Raw genomic sequence first — 16,106 nt, 5'->3', positions numbered from 1 at the left:
TTGTCATGCCGGAATTACCTGAAGTTGAAGTCAGCCGATTAGGGATCTCCCCACATTTGGTCGGCGGCACCATTCAATCCTTAGTGTTACGTACACCCAAGTTGCGCTGGCCGATCCCTCAAGAGCTGAAACAGCTTGAAGGGCAGACCATTCTCGCGATTCATCGCCGCGCTAAATATCTGATTATTGAAACCGCAGTCGGCAGTGCGATTGTGCATTTGGGTATGTCTGGCTCGCTGCGTATTTTGGATGGCGATTTTCCTGCTGCGAAACACGATCATGTGGATCTGGTGATGACCAGCGGCAAACGGCTGCGCTATAACGATCCGCGTCGCTTCGGGGCTTGGTTATGGTGTGCGCCTGATGAGAGCCATGAAGTGCTCGGGCGTTTGGGGCCTGAGCCGTTGACCGAAGCTTTTAACGCTGAATATATGATGGACAAAGCGCGCAACAAACGCATTGCAGTAAAAGCTTTCATCATGGACAACGCAGCGGTCGTGGGGGTGGGGAATATCTATGCCAATGAATCGCTGTTTACATCACGCCTCCATCCACTGCGCCCCGCTTATTCGCTGAGCTTAGAGGAGTGGCAAACCTTAGTGGCGAACATCAAACAAGTGCTGCAAGTGGCGATTAAGCAAGGCGGCACCACGCTGAAAGATTTTACCCAAAGCGATGGTAAGCCGGGCTATTTCGCGCAAGAGCTGCAAGTGTATGGCAAAGCCAAACAGCCTTGCCTTCATTGTGGAGAGCTGATTTGCGAGCAGAAAATTGCTCAGCGCAATACCTTTTTCTGCCCGCAGTGCCAGCATTGATATACCCAAACGACTTAGAGTTGCAGGTAGCCAACACCGCTGCAGCTTCAAGTAGGAAGGGGATCGAGGGATGCGAGCTTGCATCCCTTTGAAGCGCTAGATTTTTTTCTTTTGATGTAGAGCGTTAGCGACAATAGTGGGCACAAACTCATCCACATTGCCGCCGTGGATCGCCACTTCCCGCACTAAGGTCGACGAGATAAACGCGTGCTCTTCGGCGGGCGTTAAAAACACACTCTCTAAGCCCGGCATTAAACGGCGATACATATTGGTGAGACCAAATTCGTATTCAAAATCGACTGTGGTACGCAAGCCGCGGATCAAGACATTCGCTTTTTCGGCTTTGGCAAAATCAACTAACAATCCGGAAAAGCCTTTCGCGCTGACGTTATCCAGATGAGAGGTGACATGGCGCGCGAACTCGACCCGTTCTTCGAGCGTAAACAGAGTGTTTTTACTCGGACTGGCGGCCACGGCGATGATCACTTCATCAAACATCTGCGCGGCGCGCTCAATCAGATCCAGATGACCGTTAGTGATGGGGTCAAAAGTGCCGGGGTAAATCACTCGGGAAAGACGTTTTTGGCTCACAATCCGTTACTCATCAATCAGGGAAGTGGCCTCATCCTAACAAAAAGCCTCACATTTACCTATGAAGTCGGTATGATGAGCACGCAAAATTTCACACCTTATCGAGCACAATGAAAAAGTTACTGGTTATTCGCAACGATAAAATTGGCGATTTTATGCTGGCTTGGCCAAGTTTCGCTATGCTGAAAGCTTCTCTGCCGGATTGTCATATCACCGCGCTGGTGCCGAAATACACTGCCGCACTGGCTGAGCTTTGTCCATGGATTGACGCGGTGATCATCGACCCTGGCCAACAGGCGGATAAGGCGCAGCATAAGCAACTGGTGCAGACAGTTAAAGCACAGCAGTTTGATGCTTCCATCAACTTGTTTTCGACCATGTATAACGCGCTCTTAGTGTGGAAAGCACGTATTCCTTACCGTTTAGCTCCGGCGACCAAATTGGCGCAGATTTTTTATCAGCACCGCATTAAGCAAAAGCGCTCGCAATCGGCCAAGCCGGAATACGAATACAATCTTGATTTGGTTCGTGCTTTTTTGCGTGATATCGGCCAGCCGATTATTGAGCCGAACGCGCCGTATCTGACCTTTCCTGCGGAGCAGTTGGCGGCGCAGCGCAGCAAACTCGCTGAGCAGCTAGAGCTTAATCCGGCTAAGGCGTGGCTTTTTGTCCACGCCGGCAGTGGTGGTTCCGCCAATAATCTCTCTTTGACGCAATACAGTGACTTAGTGACAGGCGTGGTGGATGAGTACAAACAAATCGTACTCACCGCAGGACCTGGCGAAGAAGAGAAAGCGGCGCAATTGCAAAGTTTGCTTGCTGAGCAAGGAGTGCCAGCAGCCTTGTACGCCAAAAATGACGGGCTGGTGGATTTCACTCGCTCGCTGGCGTGCGCGCAGCTTTTCATTGCGGGCTCGACAGGCCCTTTGCATATCGCAGCAGCCTTGGATGTGCCTACGGTCGGATTCTTCCCAGCCAAGCGTTCAGCAACGCCACTGCGCTGGCGACCACTCAACTCGCAAGGTAAGCACATCGCTTTTTGTCCGCCGCCTGCAGACGATAAAGCAAACCAAGAGAACATGAGTCGGATTGATATGAAGAGCGTATTGACTGAGCTTACGCCTTGGCTACGTAGTGTGCAGCTTTAATCATTAAAAAAGGGAGCTGCGGCTCCCTTTGTCTTTGTTACTTTACTCGATAGATATCCGCTTAGCGTTTGTAGTGCTCGTCATTATCCCGTGCCCACAAATCAGCGTATTTCACAAAGGTGGAGTGTGCAGAGAGCAGTGCAATTAAAAATCCCTGTTTTCCATCTAAAAAACCGCGCTTGAGCAGATACATTTTCAGAAAACAGCCCACAGCATGGACGATGCCTTGAGAAAGGGAAGCCTTCTTGCCTTTCGCTTGACGTTGATCCGCCCACGCTTTGGCGTAACCCGCGGATTTCACCAGATAGTGATGCACATCGTTATAGGTGTAGTGAATCGCATCGCCCGCTAAAGTTTCGACTTTCATGCTTGGTTCAACGTGCACCTTTTCATGCACTAATGCGTCATTGTAGCGAGTCTGCTGAGTTGGGTAGAGGCGCAGTACGCGATCGGGGTACCAACCGCTATGGCGGATAAAACGACCAAACACCCAACTCAAACGCGCGAATTGATACAAAGTATCGGGCTTATTGGCTGCAACAGCCTGCAAAATACTCTGTTTAAGCTCAGGTGTGACTCGCTCATCGGCGTCCAACCACAGTACATAATCGGACTGCACATAAGATTGGGCCAGTTGGCGCTGCGGGCCAAAGCCCGGCCACTTTGCATTCACGTAAAATTTTTCAGTGTAACGACGCGCGACCTGCTCGGTTTCATCGTGACTGCCAGAATCGAGCACCACGATTTCATCAACCCAGTCGTGCACGGTTTGTAAGCACTCATCCAGATGACGCGCTTCATTTTTTACTATCAATGCGACAGCAAGCGTTGGTTTATTCACGAAAAATCCTCGCTACGAATAAATCTGGGTATAAAAGGTGTATCAATCGTTCACCCGTGTGGCCATGATGTCAGCAGCGGCACGCTCAAACATCGCAATCACTTGTTGCGCGGTGATGCGCTGCATCGCATTGGGGTCTTTAACCCGCGTGCGCCAATCAACCTGTTGCGGCGTTTTACCGGTTTCCGCGAGTAAAGCTTCTTGGTAAGCGGACACGACATAGTGGCGATAATGGTATGGACCTGTGCGCTCAGGATTATGGTGAGCGTAGAGACCAATAATTGGTGTATGCATGGCATTAGCCATATGCGCTGGTCCGGTATCGGGGGCGATCACCAAATCTGCCTTTGCGATCAGTGCGAGCATCTGTTGCAGCGTGCTTTTTCCCACCAAGTTTAAGACGGGGTGAGCGAGTGCTTGCTCCACTTGCGCGGCCAGATCGCGCTCGACTGGTGCTGGGCTTCCGGCCAAGATCACTTGCCAGCCTTGCTGTTGGGCATGTTCAATGACCGCCGCGTAGCCCTCTGCTGTCCAATTCTTATAAGCTTTGCTTGCTCCGGGCACCACAACTAAGCGAGGTTGCTTGGGCTGAAACTGTGCTTCAGCCCATGCCTGATCGTCAGGCTGGCAGGTGAGTGACCACTTGGGTTCAATATCGCGAATACCTAAGTGCTCAACAAACGCCAATAAGCCATCTAAGACGTGCATTTTGTCCGGTGAGGGAACTTTGACATTGGTAAACCAAGTTTGAAAATCTTGGCTGCGCGCCGCATCAAAACCCAGTTTATAGCGCGCTTTGATCCCCAATGTTGCAATGCTGGCGCGAAAAGCGTACTGCATGTGCAGCAGCGCATCAAAACGCTCAGACTTTAATTGCTGCCAAAGCTGAGTATAAGCACGCCATCCGAGTTTTTTATCAAACACGATGACCTGAATATCGGGCAGAGATTGGATAAGTTCTGCTTCCAGTTTACCCGTCACCCAAGTGATGCGTGTTTGCGGCCATTGGCGTTGAATCGCTTGTACGGCAGCTATCGTATTACAGACATCACCAATCGCCGATAAACGCAGGATACAGAGGGAGTGTGGGGCTGATTGAAACAATGCCATAGCCAAGCCTATTCGATAAAACTATTCGATAATTGAGCCAGAATTATGCAGAGCTGACCAGAAAATGTAAAATGCAGCACGCCAGATGCAGAGCAAAACTGCAAAACTACCGGATAACGATAGGAATCGCCCCTTGATACAGACGTTCAACGACGCGCAGCAGAAAGTTTGGTTTGACGACGCGCTTTTGCATGAAGACCCAAGTCAATGCTGTAACCCCGAGTTTTGGCAGCAAAATGGTAAAGTGCTCGGCAGCGCGACAGGACGAGGCACTACGTGGTTTGTACAGTTGCAACAGACACAAGGTGCGTTGCGTCATTACCGCCGCGGTGGTTTGTTTGGCAAACTAGTGGCCGATTCTTACGGGTTTACCGGTTGGGAAAAGACTCGCAGCTATCAAGAATTTATGCTGCTCAATCACTTGCGCGATGCTGGCGTTAACGTGCCGCGCCCGATTGCCGCTCGCGTACAAAAACACGGGCTGCTGTATAAAGCCGATCTCTTAAGTGAAAAAGTGCCGAATGCCCGCGATCTGGTGAGTATCTTGCAAGAAAGCCCGATCAGCGATGAACTCTATCGTAAAATCGGCCGTGAGATCCGCAAAATGCACGATGCGCAAGTCAACCACACCGATCTTAATATTCATAACATCTTGATTGATGACCAAGAGAAGGTATGGATTATTGATTTTGATAAGTGTTATGTGCAATCAGGTCATAGTTGGAAACAAGGAAATCTCAAACGATTGAAGAGGTCGTTTGAGAAAGAGATAGTTCAAAGTAATATCATCATCGAGTTAGGTAGTGTTGATATACTGTGTAATACAGCCCTGCAATAGAGTAAAAAAATGTTAAAAGCTTCCGTTATTGTGTCAATGTACAAAGATGTCGAGGCATTAAACTCGATACTATATGCACTTAGTAAACAGTCTATTTCTGAATTTGAGGTAATCATTGCAGAAGATGGAGATGATCCTCAGGTCGCCAACTTTTTGAATTCTATGCCTTACACTGATCTTCAAATTGTACATATTACTCAAGAGGATATCGGCTGGCGTAAGATGACCGCTGTAAATAAAGCAGTTGCACAAGCAAAATCTGATTATGTAATTTTCTTGGATGGTGACTGTATTCCACACTTTAAACATGTCGAAATTCATTTAGAGCAAAGTAATAAGGGTAGTGTACTGATTGGTCGTCGAGTCTTTTTAGGAGAAAGATACTCTAAATTAGTACGTCAAGAGCCCAATAAAATTGGCAATCTGCAAAATCCACTAAATTATCTATTTAAAATAGTCTCTTTGCATAAAGATAACATTCGTAATTATGAGGTTGGTTTAATCAATCCTTTATTGCATAAAATGTATAAAAAGAAATATCTTAACTTGGTCGGATGCAATTTTTCATGTTTTGTTCATGATTTCAAATTAGTCAATGGATATAACGAAGAACTACCAGGGGTTGGTGCCGAAGATGATGATTTAAGTCACAGAATGATGGCAATAGGATTAGAGATGCGAAATATAAAGTTTCTCTCACCAGTATATCATCTTGACCATCCTGCTCGCCGTTCACTTGCTGATGTAAATAAAGAGATAACAAAAAAAAATATCGAAAATGGAATATATTATTGCAAGAAGGGAATCGACCAATATTTATAGGAGTGAATGGTAAAAGTAGGTGTACTTTTACCATATCCTTATAATTTAAAGTAATCCATAGCTTCTTCTATAAAATTTTTTACACACTCTTCTGAACGACGATGTTCATTTTTTACATGTTCTTTTACGAAGTGTTGAGTATCTCTTGCCCACTGTAGTTGCTCTTTACTAAAGCCATAAGCTATACCATAACGATCAGTTATGTTTGGATACCATTGTTCAATGCTAGTGTGTGGATCTGGTACTACGATAGATTCGCATCCACATAGATTTGCGAAAATAGAATAAGCAGTGTAGTCGTCATAGCTAATAAAACGTTTGGCCTTTTTAAATAAAACTGCTACTTCTTCATGGCTTAAAGAATCAATTAGAATTGAGTCTTCAGGATGAACTTTAGTCTTATTTTTTCCTTTGCGGATAGCATGACAAGTTAAAGTTCTATCTGTATATGGCAGAGCTCCTTCTTCGTTATATAGGTCTGTTGGGTAATAGATTACTTTTAACTCATTTTCAGATGTTTTTGAATTTGGTAATGAGAAATCTTTGATAGCTGAATTAAACTTAATGATTAATTCATTTTCACCATAGTTTATCTTTCCACTAAAATGGGCTGGTTGGTGAAGTAACCATCTAACAACATTTTTTGCATTTAGTGGATTGTTAGAGACTATTTCAGGATAAACAACAATCGCCTCAGATAAATTTATATCTTGCAAAGAATTTAGAACGGGAGTTTTCCACTGTGGCTTGATTGTATAATTCTTTGTTTTTCTATAATGTTTTATACTATTTTTTATACCTAATATGGAATATTTTCCAACATTAAGATTTAAGCTATTCGGCACTAAAAAGGCTTGATGTTCTGTAGTTGTATTAATTAGATGTACTAAGCGATGTAGAACAACTACCCCACCATTTTTGCTATCAAAATTCTGCGAATAAACGAGTATAATCATTTTTTATTACCAGAATAACTGTCTAAAAAATCACATGCTATATCAATTATTCGATTCATATCTTCTTCTTTAAGATTAAAGTATAGCGGGAGTCTAACTAATTTCTCACTTTCTTTTGTTGTGTGGATATCTTCACCATGAAAATAGCTAAATTTTCTTCCCGCTACTGTGCTATGTAGAGGTAAATAATGAAATACCGTCAGAATACTATTATTCTTCATATGAATAATAAATTTATCTCTTATATTAACATTATGTAGTTTTATGTAAAACATATGAGCATTGTGTTGACAGTTTGCCGGGATTGATGGGAGTTCGATTACGCCAGACTCTTGATATTTAGAAAAGGCATTTAGATAGCTGTTCCAAATATTGAGGCGAGTATGATTGATTTCTACAGCCTGCTCCATTTGAGCATACAGATATGCCGCTTGTATTTCGCTTGGCAGCATGCTGCTACCTATATCAACCCATGTGTATTTATCCACCATACCTTTGAAAAATAAACTTCTGTTAGTTCCTTTCTCTCGCAAAATTTCTGCACGTTGAATAAAACGTTGGTCGTTAATCAGGAGTGCGCCTCCTTCTCCTCCAGACGTGTAGTTTTTTGTCTCATGAAAACTAAATGCGGCCATATGACCAATAGAGCCCAAAGGTTGCTCTTTATATGTAGACATCATCCCTTGTGCGGCATCTTCTATAACAAATAGTTTATACTTATTCGCGATTGCCATTATTGTACCCATATCACAGCTTACTCCTGCGTAGTGGACTGGTACTATCGCTTTTGTTCTAGCGGTAATGGCTGATTCAATTTTGGTTTCATCAATGTTCATAGTGTCTGGGCGAATATCGACAAAGACAATTTTGGCTCCACGTAGGACAAATGCATTTGCAGTACTAACGAAAGTAAAGCTTGGCATAATCACTTCATCACCAGCTTGAATATCAATCAGTAAAGCAGCAAGCTCGAGTGCATGAGTGCAAGAAGGTGTGAGTAAAGCTTTTTTTGTTTGAGTATGCTTTTCAAGCCATACCTCACATTGTTTTGCGAATGGTCCATCCCCAGATAACTTATCACCAGAAACAGCTTGAGAAATATATTTTAGTTCATTGCCAGTCACAGGTGGTTTGTTAAATGGGATAAAATGCATATTGCTAGACATAGTGAACTCTTAAGTTTCGAGTGTATAGTGCGATATAATTTACCCCAAATGATTGTTGAGAAATAGTGTTTATGAATTTTGAGTTAAGACATTGGGATAGTGATTTTTTCTCAAGACAGATCGGCGATGTCAGTTGGTCAGGTGAGCCTAGTTGCAGTGAGAGTAGGAGACTAGACTTAATCACAACGAAGGTATCCTCTACAGAAGAGGATAAGATACGTATTTTAAATCAAGCTGGGTTTACTCTGTGTGAGGGAGAGGCTCTATTTTTAAAACCGCTTCGGCAGGTAAATATTTTAACCGGAGTAGAACGTTTGGGTGTCAATGACTTACCAACGTTAAGAAATCTTACAGATGGCTTATATCTATCGAGTCGTTTTAAAGCTCCATGGTTTACTGAAGAAGAAAAAGACAGCTTTTATAGAGAGTGGCTCAGAAAAGCGGTTTTAAGTCAGTTTGATGACCTATGCATGGTTAAACGAGTAGATACAAAGATTGCTGGTTTTGTAACAGTGAGAGTTGAAGGAGAGCATGCATCAATTGGTCTTATTGGTGTATTACCTGAATATCAAACCCTTGGCTTAGGTAAGGCTTTAATTGAATGTGCTGAGTCTTATGCTTTTGAGCATGGATGTAAGCACCTAACTGTTGCAACGCAACTGAGTAATATTAAAGCGATGAATCTCTACATAAAATCAGGTTATTCTTTACAGAAGACAGCTTATTGGTTCTATAAGTGATGTATTATCTTATCTATAGTATTTTGGATAGAGCCAGATGATTCTGAAAATACATAGTAAGCATTTTTCCCTGATACTTCACGGTAAGATATATCAGAAAAAAGAGATATTACGGATTGAGAGAGTTCTTTTGAGGACTGAATTACTAAAATTGCATTATTTTCTTTAAGTCTTTTGGCTATCTCTAAAAAATTGTAATAGCTCGGCCCTGTTATGATTGGCTTTGATAAAGCAGCTGGTTCCAGTAAATTATGGCCTCCAACCTTATCACCTAATAAACTCCCACCTATAAAGCATACATCAGATGCCTCCATAAGGATCAGCATCTCACCCATGGTATCTCCTAAGTAAACCTGAAAGGCTTTATCCAACTGTCGATTATTTTGGTTAGTTCTGCGAGCTGTATTGAACATCCGCTGGGATAAATTAAATACATCGCTAAATCTTTCCGGATGTCGAGGGACCAATATCAGTAGTGCATTAGGGTACTCTTTTAATACTTCACGATGAGCATGAAGTATTTGTTCGTCTTCACCATTATGTGTACTTGCAGCTATCCAGATAGGACGGTTATCACCAAGTTGATTTCGTAACGTTTGACCTTGCTCTTTTATTTTTGAGGTAATCTCTATATCGAACTTAATCGATCCTGTGATAGAAACTTTTTCTTTTTCTACCCCTAGTTTAATAAAGCGTTCAGCATCATCCGGGTACTGACATAAAACTTGAGTTAAGCTTTTCGCGAGTAAATTAAATATGGGCTGGACTCTTGCGTATCGTTGGCAAGAGCGTTCAGAGAGACGAGCATTAATTACAGTAATAGGGATTCCTGCTCTGGCTACAGTATGTAGTGTATTTGGCCAAAGTTCAGTTTCCATGATAAGTAGCTGGCTAGGATTTATGGAATTGATAAAACCACGTATGGCAAATGGGAAGTCGAAAGGCATGTAGCGATGTTCAGCAATATCTTGGAGTTTAGCCGCTTGTTCGGCACCGGTCGGAGTTGTAGTGGTAATAACGATGGACTGGTCAGGATACTGTGATTTCAGGTTTTTTATCAGTGGAGAAACTGCAATTGTTTCTCCAACAGATACAGCATGGATCCAAATAGGCGACTTCGTATCTTTAAGTGGCGGAGTGAAGCCAAAGTGCTCTTTCCATCGTGAGCCAACGCAAGGTTTCCCTTGTTGCTTTCTATATAAACCCCACATTAAAATGGGACAAATGATGGTCAGTAGCAAGGTATAGAGGCCACGGATTAACACGCTATTGTTCCTTTTTTTTAACCAAATCATCTGGCTTAATGTGAGTCCATTTTGAACGAGGGCGATCTATATATTGAAAATGTTCGTTAGTAAAACTACCTTGAATGCAAACGTATTTTCTATCTTTTGTGCAGAGATCTGTTCTATCTTTTAATAATTCATCAAATACGCCTGGTCCTGTCGAATAATAAACCCCCATTTTAGGTTCATAGTTATCAATATTATGTATAACTTTTTCAATAGCTTTGTTTAGGACACTATTATTAGGGGCGGAGGCAATAAAATAGTTCGTAAAGCGAGTATTGTTATCAATTTTTATATAAATAGCTTTTTGCTCATCACCGATGAGTTTATCAAGTGGCCATACTAGCGTGGCATCAATATCCATATACACTCCACCATAGGTATTAAGTACCACTAAACGCCATAAATCGGCTTGGGCTGCACCGTTCGTGAGGCGTGAATAAGCGTCATAAACTTCTGGTGATGCATGTTCTTTTAAGAACTCACCACGCGCTTCGGTACTCACATAACGATAGTCACAGTTGAGCGACATCAGGCGGTTAAACAGATAGTTAAGGTAAACCGGTAGTGAAGCTTGATCGGTGAAGTTGGTTTGCCAAATAGTGCGCGGAATGGTGGCATTAGCGCGCATTTTTAGTTTGGCTGGTGAATAAGCGGGAATCGTAAAACGCAGCTTTGGAAACGCCCAATGAAATGGGTAAGAGAGCATTTTAAATAGGTTGCCAGTCAGACGAATCAGTCGGTTGGCGATCACTTTAGCGGTGTTGTTCATAAGTGTTTATATCTCATTAGCGAGTGCCGATTTCGCATCGGGCACGAATAGGTTTAGCGCTTCAATGACACGAGAAGGCAATAGAGAATTGAGGCAATCCATATGGCCTAGCGGGCATTCTCGTTTAAAGCAAGGGCGACACTCAATATCTGTATGCACCATTGCCAGTTTATCGGTCAGTGGTGGCGTGTATTTGGGGGAGCTAGAGCCGTAAATGGCGACAATATTACACCCGACTGCTGCAGAAACATGCATTAATCCTGAGTCATTACTCACCACCGTATGACAAGCAGCAAGCAAGTCAACTGCTTCAATTAACGAGGTTTCTCCAGCAAGGTTGGCACAGTATGCTTGTTGCTCTGAGCTTAATGCTTGTTGTATTTGGGTTGTGACCGGATGATCTTTCGCTGAGCCAAACAACCACACCTGAAAACCTTTTTCAATCACATAACGAGCGACTTCGGCATAATAGTGATCGGGCCAGCGTTTGGCTGGGCCAAACTCAGCACCAGGACAAAGACCGATAATTGGCCGCGTTGAATCTAAGCCGAGTCGCTGACGCGCCGTCTGCTGCGCTTTATGGTCAACGGTGAGTTTTGGTCTTGGACAGTGTTCCAATGAAACGTCTGCTCGCATTGTCGCTTTTGGATGAGCCAATGCGACGTACCTTTCAACCATGTATTGAAAGACACGTTTATCCGGACGTAAGTCATTAAGCAATCCATAACGAAATTCACCTTTCCAGCCTGTACGGCGTGGGATTTTGGCGAATACCGGAATCAGAGCAGATTTTGCTGAATTGGGTAGCACATAAGCCTGAGTGTAGTGTTTGTCTCGTAGCTCATGGCCAATAGCCCGACGCCCTAGTAAGTTGAATGCGCCGTGTCCGATCGTCATTTCAATCGCCTGATTGACTTCGGGCATGCGTTCTAAAATCGGTTTGCACCAAGCTGGCGCTAAAACATCAATCTGCGCGTTAGGGTGTAGCTGCTTTAGGCGTTGGTATAAGCTATGTGACATCACCATATCGCCGACCCAAGAAGGGCCTATTATTAAGAAAGTCATAATCCAGTCTATTTTTTGTATTTTCTAAATATTAAACCAGAGACAAGTCGAGTTTTGTTAGGCATAGGATAAACTTACTGTCTATTTTTTGTCTTCTTGAAAAGGTAATTCCCTTTCACTTTTCGCCACAGACCAAAAGTGTCGGTTCTTGGAAAAATCGCAATCCGACGAATTTGATAGGGATCTTGATGCATCAAAAGTGGACCACTGTTGGTCGCTACGGCAAATGGGTAACCCAGATCCTGAGCCAGTTGTTTAGAGGTTGCATCATGGTCACCATAAGGATAAGCAAAGGAGGTCAGTGGCTCTCCGATTAGCGCTTCAAGTTCGAGTTTGTTGCGCAATATCTCTTCGCGTTGTTCCGATTCACTGAGCTTACTCAAAAAGGGATGAGTCATCGTATGACCACCAATCTCTACTAATCCAGAGTCATGTAACGCTTTAACTTGCTCCGGTGACATCAAAGGGACTACTTTTTCTGGGTTGTCACTCACTTCGACATCCCAGCGATTAAAATTCTCGCCAGTTACCACATACACCACGGCTTTAAATTGATACTTTTTGAGCAGCGGCAGCAACAATTCATAGTTGTCGCGATAGCCATCATCTACGGTCATAATGATAAAACGCTTACCTGGTTGTAAGCGATGAATAAATCCCTTCTCAGAGAGATCTTTGAAGGTCAGAGTTTCAAAGCCCATTTTTTTAAGCAACTGAAAATGTTTCTCAAGCTGCTGAACATGCAAATAAGTACCATGTACACCTTTTTCGCTGTCATCACGAATAAAGCGGTGGTACATGATGATGGGTACTTCTCGTTGTAACTTGTTGACATAAACCGTCTGATAAAGGCTTTCAAGGTCATCGACAGTCACTTGTAAATCATAGTTAAGCTTGATCTGTTCAGTGATCTCTTGAGCGCAGTGTGGTTGACTTAGGCCTTGCTCAATCAAAGCGGGGATCTGCTGGAAATCTATCGCCAGATCGTGTGGACCAATGTCGCCAAAATTGGTTGCCATGGCTTGGTTTAGATTATCCAGTTCGATAATCCCCACGCAGCTTGCTTCACCAATCGCAAGGGTCGGTCGGCCACATAGGAGTGCCTCCATCGCGACTCGTCCTGCACCAATCACCAAATCTGATTGAGCCATGATCTGTTCAACGTTAGCGCTGTAGCCGGGAAATGAGACTTTATCTTGCAGTGCGCTAAAACGCTCGGTCAATGGTGTTCCAGTGATCACTTGTACTTGGTAGCGGTCGAGGTCTAAACACTCTGTCAGCAACCTATAGCAAAGTTCACCTTTAGGGCCACTGAGTCGACCAATGATAGAGATAACCGGTTTAGGATTATTGGGTGCAGCGCTACGTTTAAAGGTACTTGTTTCTATCCCATTACGGCTTACGTGCAGTTGGCTCGCTGCCACATCGAGATCTTTGATTAATTGCTCTCGTATTGCCTCGCAAACTGGGAGCGCTTTATCTCCCATTGCATGGAATTTTTTGCGCGAAGCATGTACCGGTTGGCGACCATGTACTGTGGTCACCATTGGAGTATTAGTCAAACGGCAGGCAATATGGCAACTCCAGCTTGATGCTCGTGAGTGAGCATGGACTAACTGGATCTGATGTTTCTTGATCAGGTAAACCAGATAGGCGACATGCCAAAAGCGCCGCGGGATGCTGCGTTTATTAAAGCGCAGTTTAAAAAACAGGCCATCGTGAGCTTTGGTGAGCGTATCGGAAACATAAAATACCTGATGGCCACGTCGAGTGAGCTCATTACCTACACTAGTGGCATACACCTCGGCTCCCGTTACTTCGAGTTGGGATAGGGCCATTAGAATGTTCATGATTCGATAGTTCCTTATGTTATTTATTTTTCTATAAATGCTTCTTTGTAGCCATTGATTGCAACGAACTGTTTCTTGATTTTTGTTTCTTCGAAAAGATCCATCGATTGCTGTAATCGAGGAAGCTCTTGATGAATTACATGCAATATAACTGCTTGATGAAAAATGTTTTTGATACATTTCCCCGTTGCAACAAGCCGATATTCAATGTCTGTATCTTCACCTATGCATGGGTATTCATATCGGTTGTCGAAGCCATTTACGGATAGGAAATCTTCTTTATTGAGCGAAAAGTTACATCCAACAATACCTTTGTTTTTGTTATTTAGTATATGAAAAATATAAGGGTTTTGTATCCGAATTCCTTTTTCTATGTTTTTGCCTTTTCCGATTAAGTAGTTGATGAAAATAGAGAGAAAATTTTCTTTGAAAAATTTATGAGGGTTGTCACATGAATATAATTGGGTTCTGTAGATTTCAGCGAGATCGACTCTTCTTCCATTTAATATCGTGTTTTTAGAACTGTTATTAATATGATCTTCAACGAAGTTCTCTTGAGGGATGCAGTCTCCATCGATAAAAATCAAGTACGGACTTGATGTTAAAGAAACCGCTTTGTTTAATATGCGGTTTTTTCTAAATCCGATATCATCATGTCGAATATGAATAATCGGAATTGGACTGTTATCTTGAATTTTTTTAATATCTTCTGCACATTCCTCTTTCGAACCATCGTCTGCAATAATGACTTCAAAAAGGTTGTGCTTATATTGTGGAGTTAAAGCATTAAATATGCATCTCAACGCATCTATGTTATTGTAAAATGAAATTATCAATGATGCTTTGTATTTAGTGCTCATCAGTCATTCCTCTCTTTTTTGATAGACATAGTGCCAATAAAGAGAATAAGACAATTGTCTGATACTCTAGATAACTGGTATAAAAAAATGACATTATTAAATGTGTTAATATTAAACTAATGCCCGCTTGGGTCCATGGAGTAGGTGCTTCTTTTAGTAAGTGCAATATAATTGAGGTTAGAAGTGATATATATAATAATAAATAGAAGAAACCAAGTTTATTTAAGATGTCTATATAAGAATTATGGGAGTCAGAAAAAGAAAAATTATTCATGGTTTTTAATTTTATTTCTTCAATATCATAATTTTCACTCATGAATTTATAAAATTCATCATTAAAATGGAGCAGGCCACTGCCTAAGATAATGTCCTCAGGCTGATGATTAAATTTAAATTTTAAAAAATCTAGTCCTGATTGCCACATTGTGATACGTGAAATGTTTGAAGCGTCACTCGTCGTGTTAGTTATACTTTCTAATCTTTTTTGTGCTGTGACACCAAAATCCGTTTTCTGTAGACTAAAAAATAGTAAACATAATAAAAAGAAACTAAATAACAAGACCTTTGGTCGAGTGAATAAGATAAGTATAAAGCTCGATATAGCTATAGCAAGAATCGGAGCTCGACTACCGGATAATATTAAACAAATGACTGACGAGGAAATGAATAATATAAAAAGCAACTTAAACAGTTTTGATGAGTCGCGATCCAATAGAAATGGGAGAGTGAATATTATTGAATATGCTAATATTTCCCCCCATCGACCTACATCCCAGAAGCTTCCTATTCTTTCACCATTCCAATTGTTAATGCCAATATCAAACCAGAATGATAGTGAATGGCATATAGCAGCTAGGATACCAAAATAAAATAATGATATATTTAATTTTACATTATTTCTTACCAGATGGATTATTGTTGGGAATAAAAGAAAAATAATTCCTTTTTTTAAGAAGCTGAACATTTCACCTATATCAAAGTTTGTTAAGATTGAAACTATCAGACCCGTTAAAAATAGAGATATTGATAGTTTTTCAATAATTCCAAATGATTTTTTTAAAAGTTTAGAATATCTGGTTAATTGATAAATGAAGATAAGTAGAATTGATGCAATACCAATATTTATTCCAGCCTTAGAAAAACCTAAAGATAGGAATAGTAGTGATATAGGCATAAAGTATATAAGTGATAAGCTCATTAAATTAATCATCATTAAGAAGCAAAGGAAGAAAACCTCCTTTGC

General features: G+C 42.1%; 16 protein-coding genes. 5 read left to right on the top strand and 11 right to left on the bottom strand.

Annotated elements, in window-relative coordinates; all coding sequences use genetic code 11:
* Positions 1-5 precede the first annotated feature (5 nt).
* The gene (gene mutM, locus F0316_RS13085; RefSeq protein ID WP_001114650.1) at positions 6-815 is read left to right on the top strand and encodes a bifunctional DNA-formamidopyrimidine glycosylase/DNA-(apurinic or apyrimidinic site) lyase; all 810 of its coding nucleotides are present in this window, start codon (positions 6-8) and stop codon (positions 813-815) included.
* 96 nt (positions 816-911) lie between these two features.
* Here the strand turns inward: mutM and coaD are convergent, their stop codons facing one another.
* Positions 912-1,406, bottom strand: a complete 495-nt coding sequence (gene coaD / locus F0316_RS13080) for a pantetheine-phosphate adenylyltransferase (RefSeq protein ID WP_000078886.1) — start codon at positions 1,404-1,406, stop codon at positions 912-914.
* A 110-nt stretch (positions 1,407-1,516) separates the two neighbouring features.
* Here coaD and F0316_RS13075 point away from each other — a divergent pair, with 110 nt between their 5' ends.
* Positions 1,517-2,554 (top strand): glycosyltransferase family 9 protein, encoded by a 1,038-nt coding sequence (locus F0316_RS13075; protein ID WP_149560539.1) that lies wholly within the window; start codon positions 1,517-1,519, stop codon positions 2,552-2,554.
* A 61-nt stretch (positions 2,555-2,615) separates the two neighbouring features.
* On the opposite strand, the gene F0316_RS13070 is transcribed toward F0316_RS13075, so the two are convergent.
* Both F0316_RS13070 and F0316_RS13065 read right to left on the bottom strand, forming a co-directional pair.
* Positions 2,616-3,395, bottom strand: a complete 780-nt coding sequence (locus F0316_RS13070) for a glycosyltransferase family 2 protein (protein ID WP_149560538.1) — start codon at positions 3,393-3,395, stop codon at positions 2,616-2,618.
* Positions 3,396-3,437: 42 nt separating this feature from the next.
* A complete protein-coding gene (locus tag F0316_RS13065; RefSeq protein ID WP_172626029.1) occupies positions 3,438-4,505 on the bottom strand; it encodes a glycosyltransferase family 9 protein in 1,068 nt (355 codons plus the stop codon).
* 133 nt (positions 4,506-4,638) lie between these two features.
* On the opposite strand from F0316_RS13065, the gene F0316_RS13060 reads away from it, so the two are divergent.
* Both F0316_RS13060 and F0316_RS13055 read left to right on the top strand, forming a co-directional pair.
* Entirely contained in the window at positions 4,639-5,343 is a 705-nt protein-coding gene (locus F0316_RS13060; RefSeq protein WP_000616616.1) for a 3-deoxy-D-manno-octulosonic acid kinase, read from the top strand.
* A 9-nt stretch (positions 5,344-5,352) separates the two neighbouring features.
* A complete protein-coding gene (locus tag F0316_RS13055) occupies positions 5,353-6,165 on the top strand; it encodes a glycosyltransferase (RefSeq protein ID WP_000910031.1) in 813 nt (270 codons plus the stop codon).
* Between the two features lie 38 nt (positions 6,166-6,203).
* Here F0316_RS13055 and F0316_RS13050 read toward each other — a convergent pair whose 3' ends face one another.
* Both F0316_RS13050 and rffA read right to left on the bottom strand, forming a co-directional pair.
* Positions 6,204-7,121 carry a hypothetical protein gene (locus tag F0316_RS13050; protein WP_000585024.1) on the bottom strand — a complete coding sequence of 306 codons (918 nt, stop codon included), beginning with the start codon at positions 7,119-7,121 and terminating at the stop codon, positions 6,204-6,206.
* Positions 7,118-8,287, bottom strand: a complete 1,170-nt coding sequence (rffA, locus tag F0316_RS13045) for a dTDP-4-amino-4,6-dideoxygalactose transaminase (RefSeq protein WP_000097740.1) — start codon at positions 8,285-8,287, stop codon at positions 7,118-7,120. The genes F0316_RS13050 and rffA overlap by 4 nt, the downstream gene beginning before the upstream one ends.
* 71 nt (positions 8,288-8,358) lie before the next feature.
* On the opposite strand from rffA, the gene F0316_RS20015 reads away from it, so the two are divergent.
* Positions 8,359-9,027, top strand: coding sequence for a GNAT family N-acetyltransferase (locus F0316_RS20015; RefSeq protein WP_001008589.1), 669 nt, complete (start codon positions 8,359-8,361; stop codon positions 9,025-9,027).
* Here the strand turns inward: F0316_RS20015 and waaA are convergent.
* The 6 genes from waaA to F0316_RS13010 form a co-directional block, all read right to left on the bottom strand.
* Positions 9,018-10,292, bottom strand: coding sequence for a lipid IV(A) 3-deoxy-D-manno-octulosonic acid transferase (gene waaA / locus F0316_RS13035; RefSeq protein ID WP_114779740.1), 1,275 nt, complete (start codon positions 10,290-10,292; stop codon positions 9,018-9,020). The genes F0316_RS20015 and waaA overlap by 10 nt on opposite strands.
* Position 10,293: 1 nt before the next feature.
* Complete coding sequence (locus F0316_RS13030) at positions 10,294-11,088, bottom strand: glycosyltransferase family 32 protein (RefSeq protein ID WP_102786264.1); 795 nt, start codon at positions 11,086-11,088, stop codon at positions 10,294-10,296.
* Between the two features lie 6 nt (positions 11,089-11,094).
* On the bottom strand, positions 11,095-12,153 hold the full coding sequence (gene waaF, locus F0316_RS13025; RefSeq protein WP_172626028.1) for a lipopolysaccharide heptosyltransferase II: 1,059 nt from the start codon (positions 12,151-12,153) through the stop codon (positions 11,095-11,097).
* Between the two features lie 74 nt (positions 12,154-12,227).
* Positions 12,228-14,003 carry a polysaccharide deacetylase family protein gene (locus F0316_RS13020; RefSeq protein WP_102786266.1) on the bottom strand — a complete coding sequence of 592 codons (1,776 nt, stop codon included), beginning with the start codon at positions 14,001-14,003 and terminating at the stop codon, positions 12,228-12,230.
* A 23-nt stretch (positions 14,004-14,026) separates the two neighbouring features.
* Positions 14,027-14,863 (bottom strand): glycosyltransferase, encoded by an 837-nt coding sequence (locus F0316_RS13015; protein WP_102786267.1) that lies wholly within the window; start codon positions 14,861-14,863, stop codon positions 14,027-14,029.
* Positions 14,853-16,061: an O-antigen ligase family protein gene (locus tag F0316_RS13010; RefSeq protein WP_149560536.1), complete on the bottom strand. Its 1,209-nt coding sequence runs from the start codon at positions 16,059-16,061 to the stop codon at positions 14,853-14,855. Before F0316_RS13010 ends, F0316_RS13015 begins: the two co-directional genes overlap by 11 nt.
* Positions 16,062-16,106: the final 45 nt, after the last annotated feature.

The sequence above is a fragment of the Vibrio cholerae genome, assembly GCF_008369605.1.
GTDB lineage: Bacteria > Pseudomonadota > Gammaproteobacteria > Enterobacterales > Vibrionaceae > Vibrio > Vibrio cholerae.
Note: the sequence above shows the minus strand (reverse complement) of the source record. Positions and strands in the feature narration are given on the sequence as shown.

Coding starts and splice junctions, on each gene's coding strand:
- mutM (WP_001114650.1), top strand. CDS start 6: ATGCCGGAATTACCTGAAGTTGAAGTCAGCCGATTAGGGATCTCCCCA.
- F0316_RS13075 (WP_149560539.1), top strand. CDS start 1,517: ATGAAAAAGTTACTGGTTATTCGCAACGATAAAATTGGCGATTTTATG.
- F0316_RS13065 (WP_172626029.1), bottom strand. CDS start 4,505: ATGGCATTGTTTCAATCAGCCCCACACTCCCTCTGTATCCTGCGTTTA.
- F0316_RS13055 (WP_000910031.1), top strand. CDS start 5,353: ATGTTAAAAGCTTCCGTTATTGTGTCAATGTACAAAGATGTCGAGGCA.
- F0316_RS13050 (WP_000585024.1), bottom strand. CDS start 7,121: ATGATTATACTCGTTTATTCGCAGAATTTTGATAGCAAAAATGGTGGG.
- rffA (WP_000097740.1), bottom strand. CDS start 8,287: ATGTCTAGCAATATGCATTTTATCCCATTTAACAAACCACCTGTGACT.
- F0316_RS20015 (WP_001008589.1), top strand. CDS start 8,359: ATGAATTTTGAGTTAAGACATTGGGATAGTGATTTTTTCTCAAGACAG.
- F0316_RS13030 (WP_102786264.1), bottom strand. CDS start 11,088: ATGAACAACACCGCTAAAGTGATCGCCAACCGACTGATTCGTCTGACT.
- waaF (WP_172626028.1), bottom strand. CDS start 12,153: ATGACTTTCTTAATAATAGGCCCTTCTTGGGTCGGCGATATGGTGATG.
- F0316_RS13020 (WP_102786266.1), bottom strand. CDS start 14,003: ATGAACATTCTAATGGCCCTATCCCAACTCGAAGTAACGGGAGCCGAG.
- F0316_RS13015 (WP_102786267.1), bottom strand. CDS start 14,863: ATGAGCACTAAATACAAAGCATCATTGATAATTTCATTTTACAATAAC.
- F0316_RS13010 (WP_149560536.1), bottom strand. CDS start 16,061: ATGAGCTTATCACTTATATACTTTATGCCTATATCACTACTATTCCTA.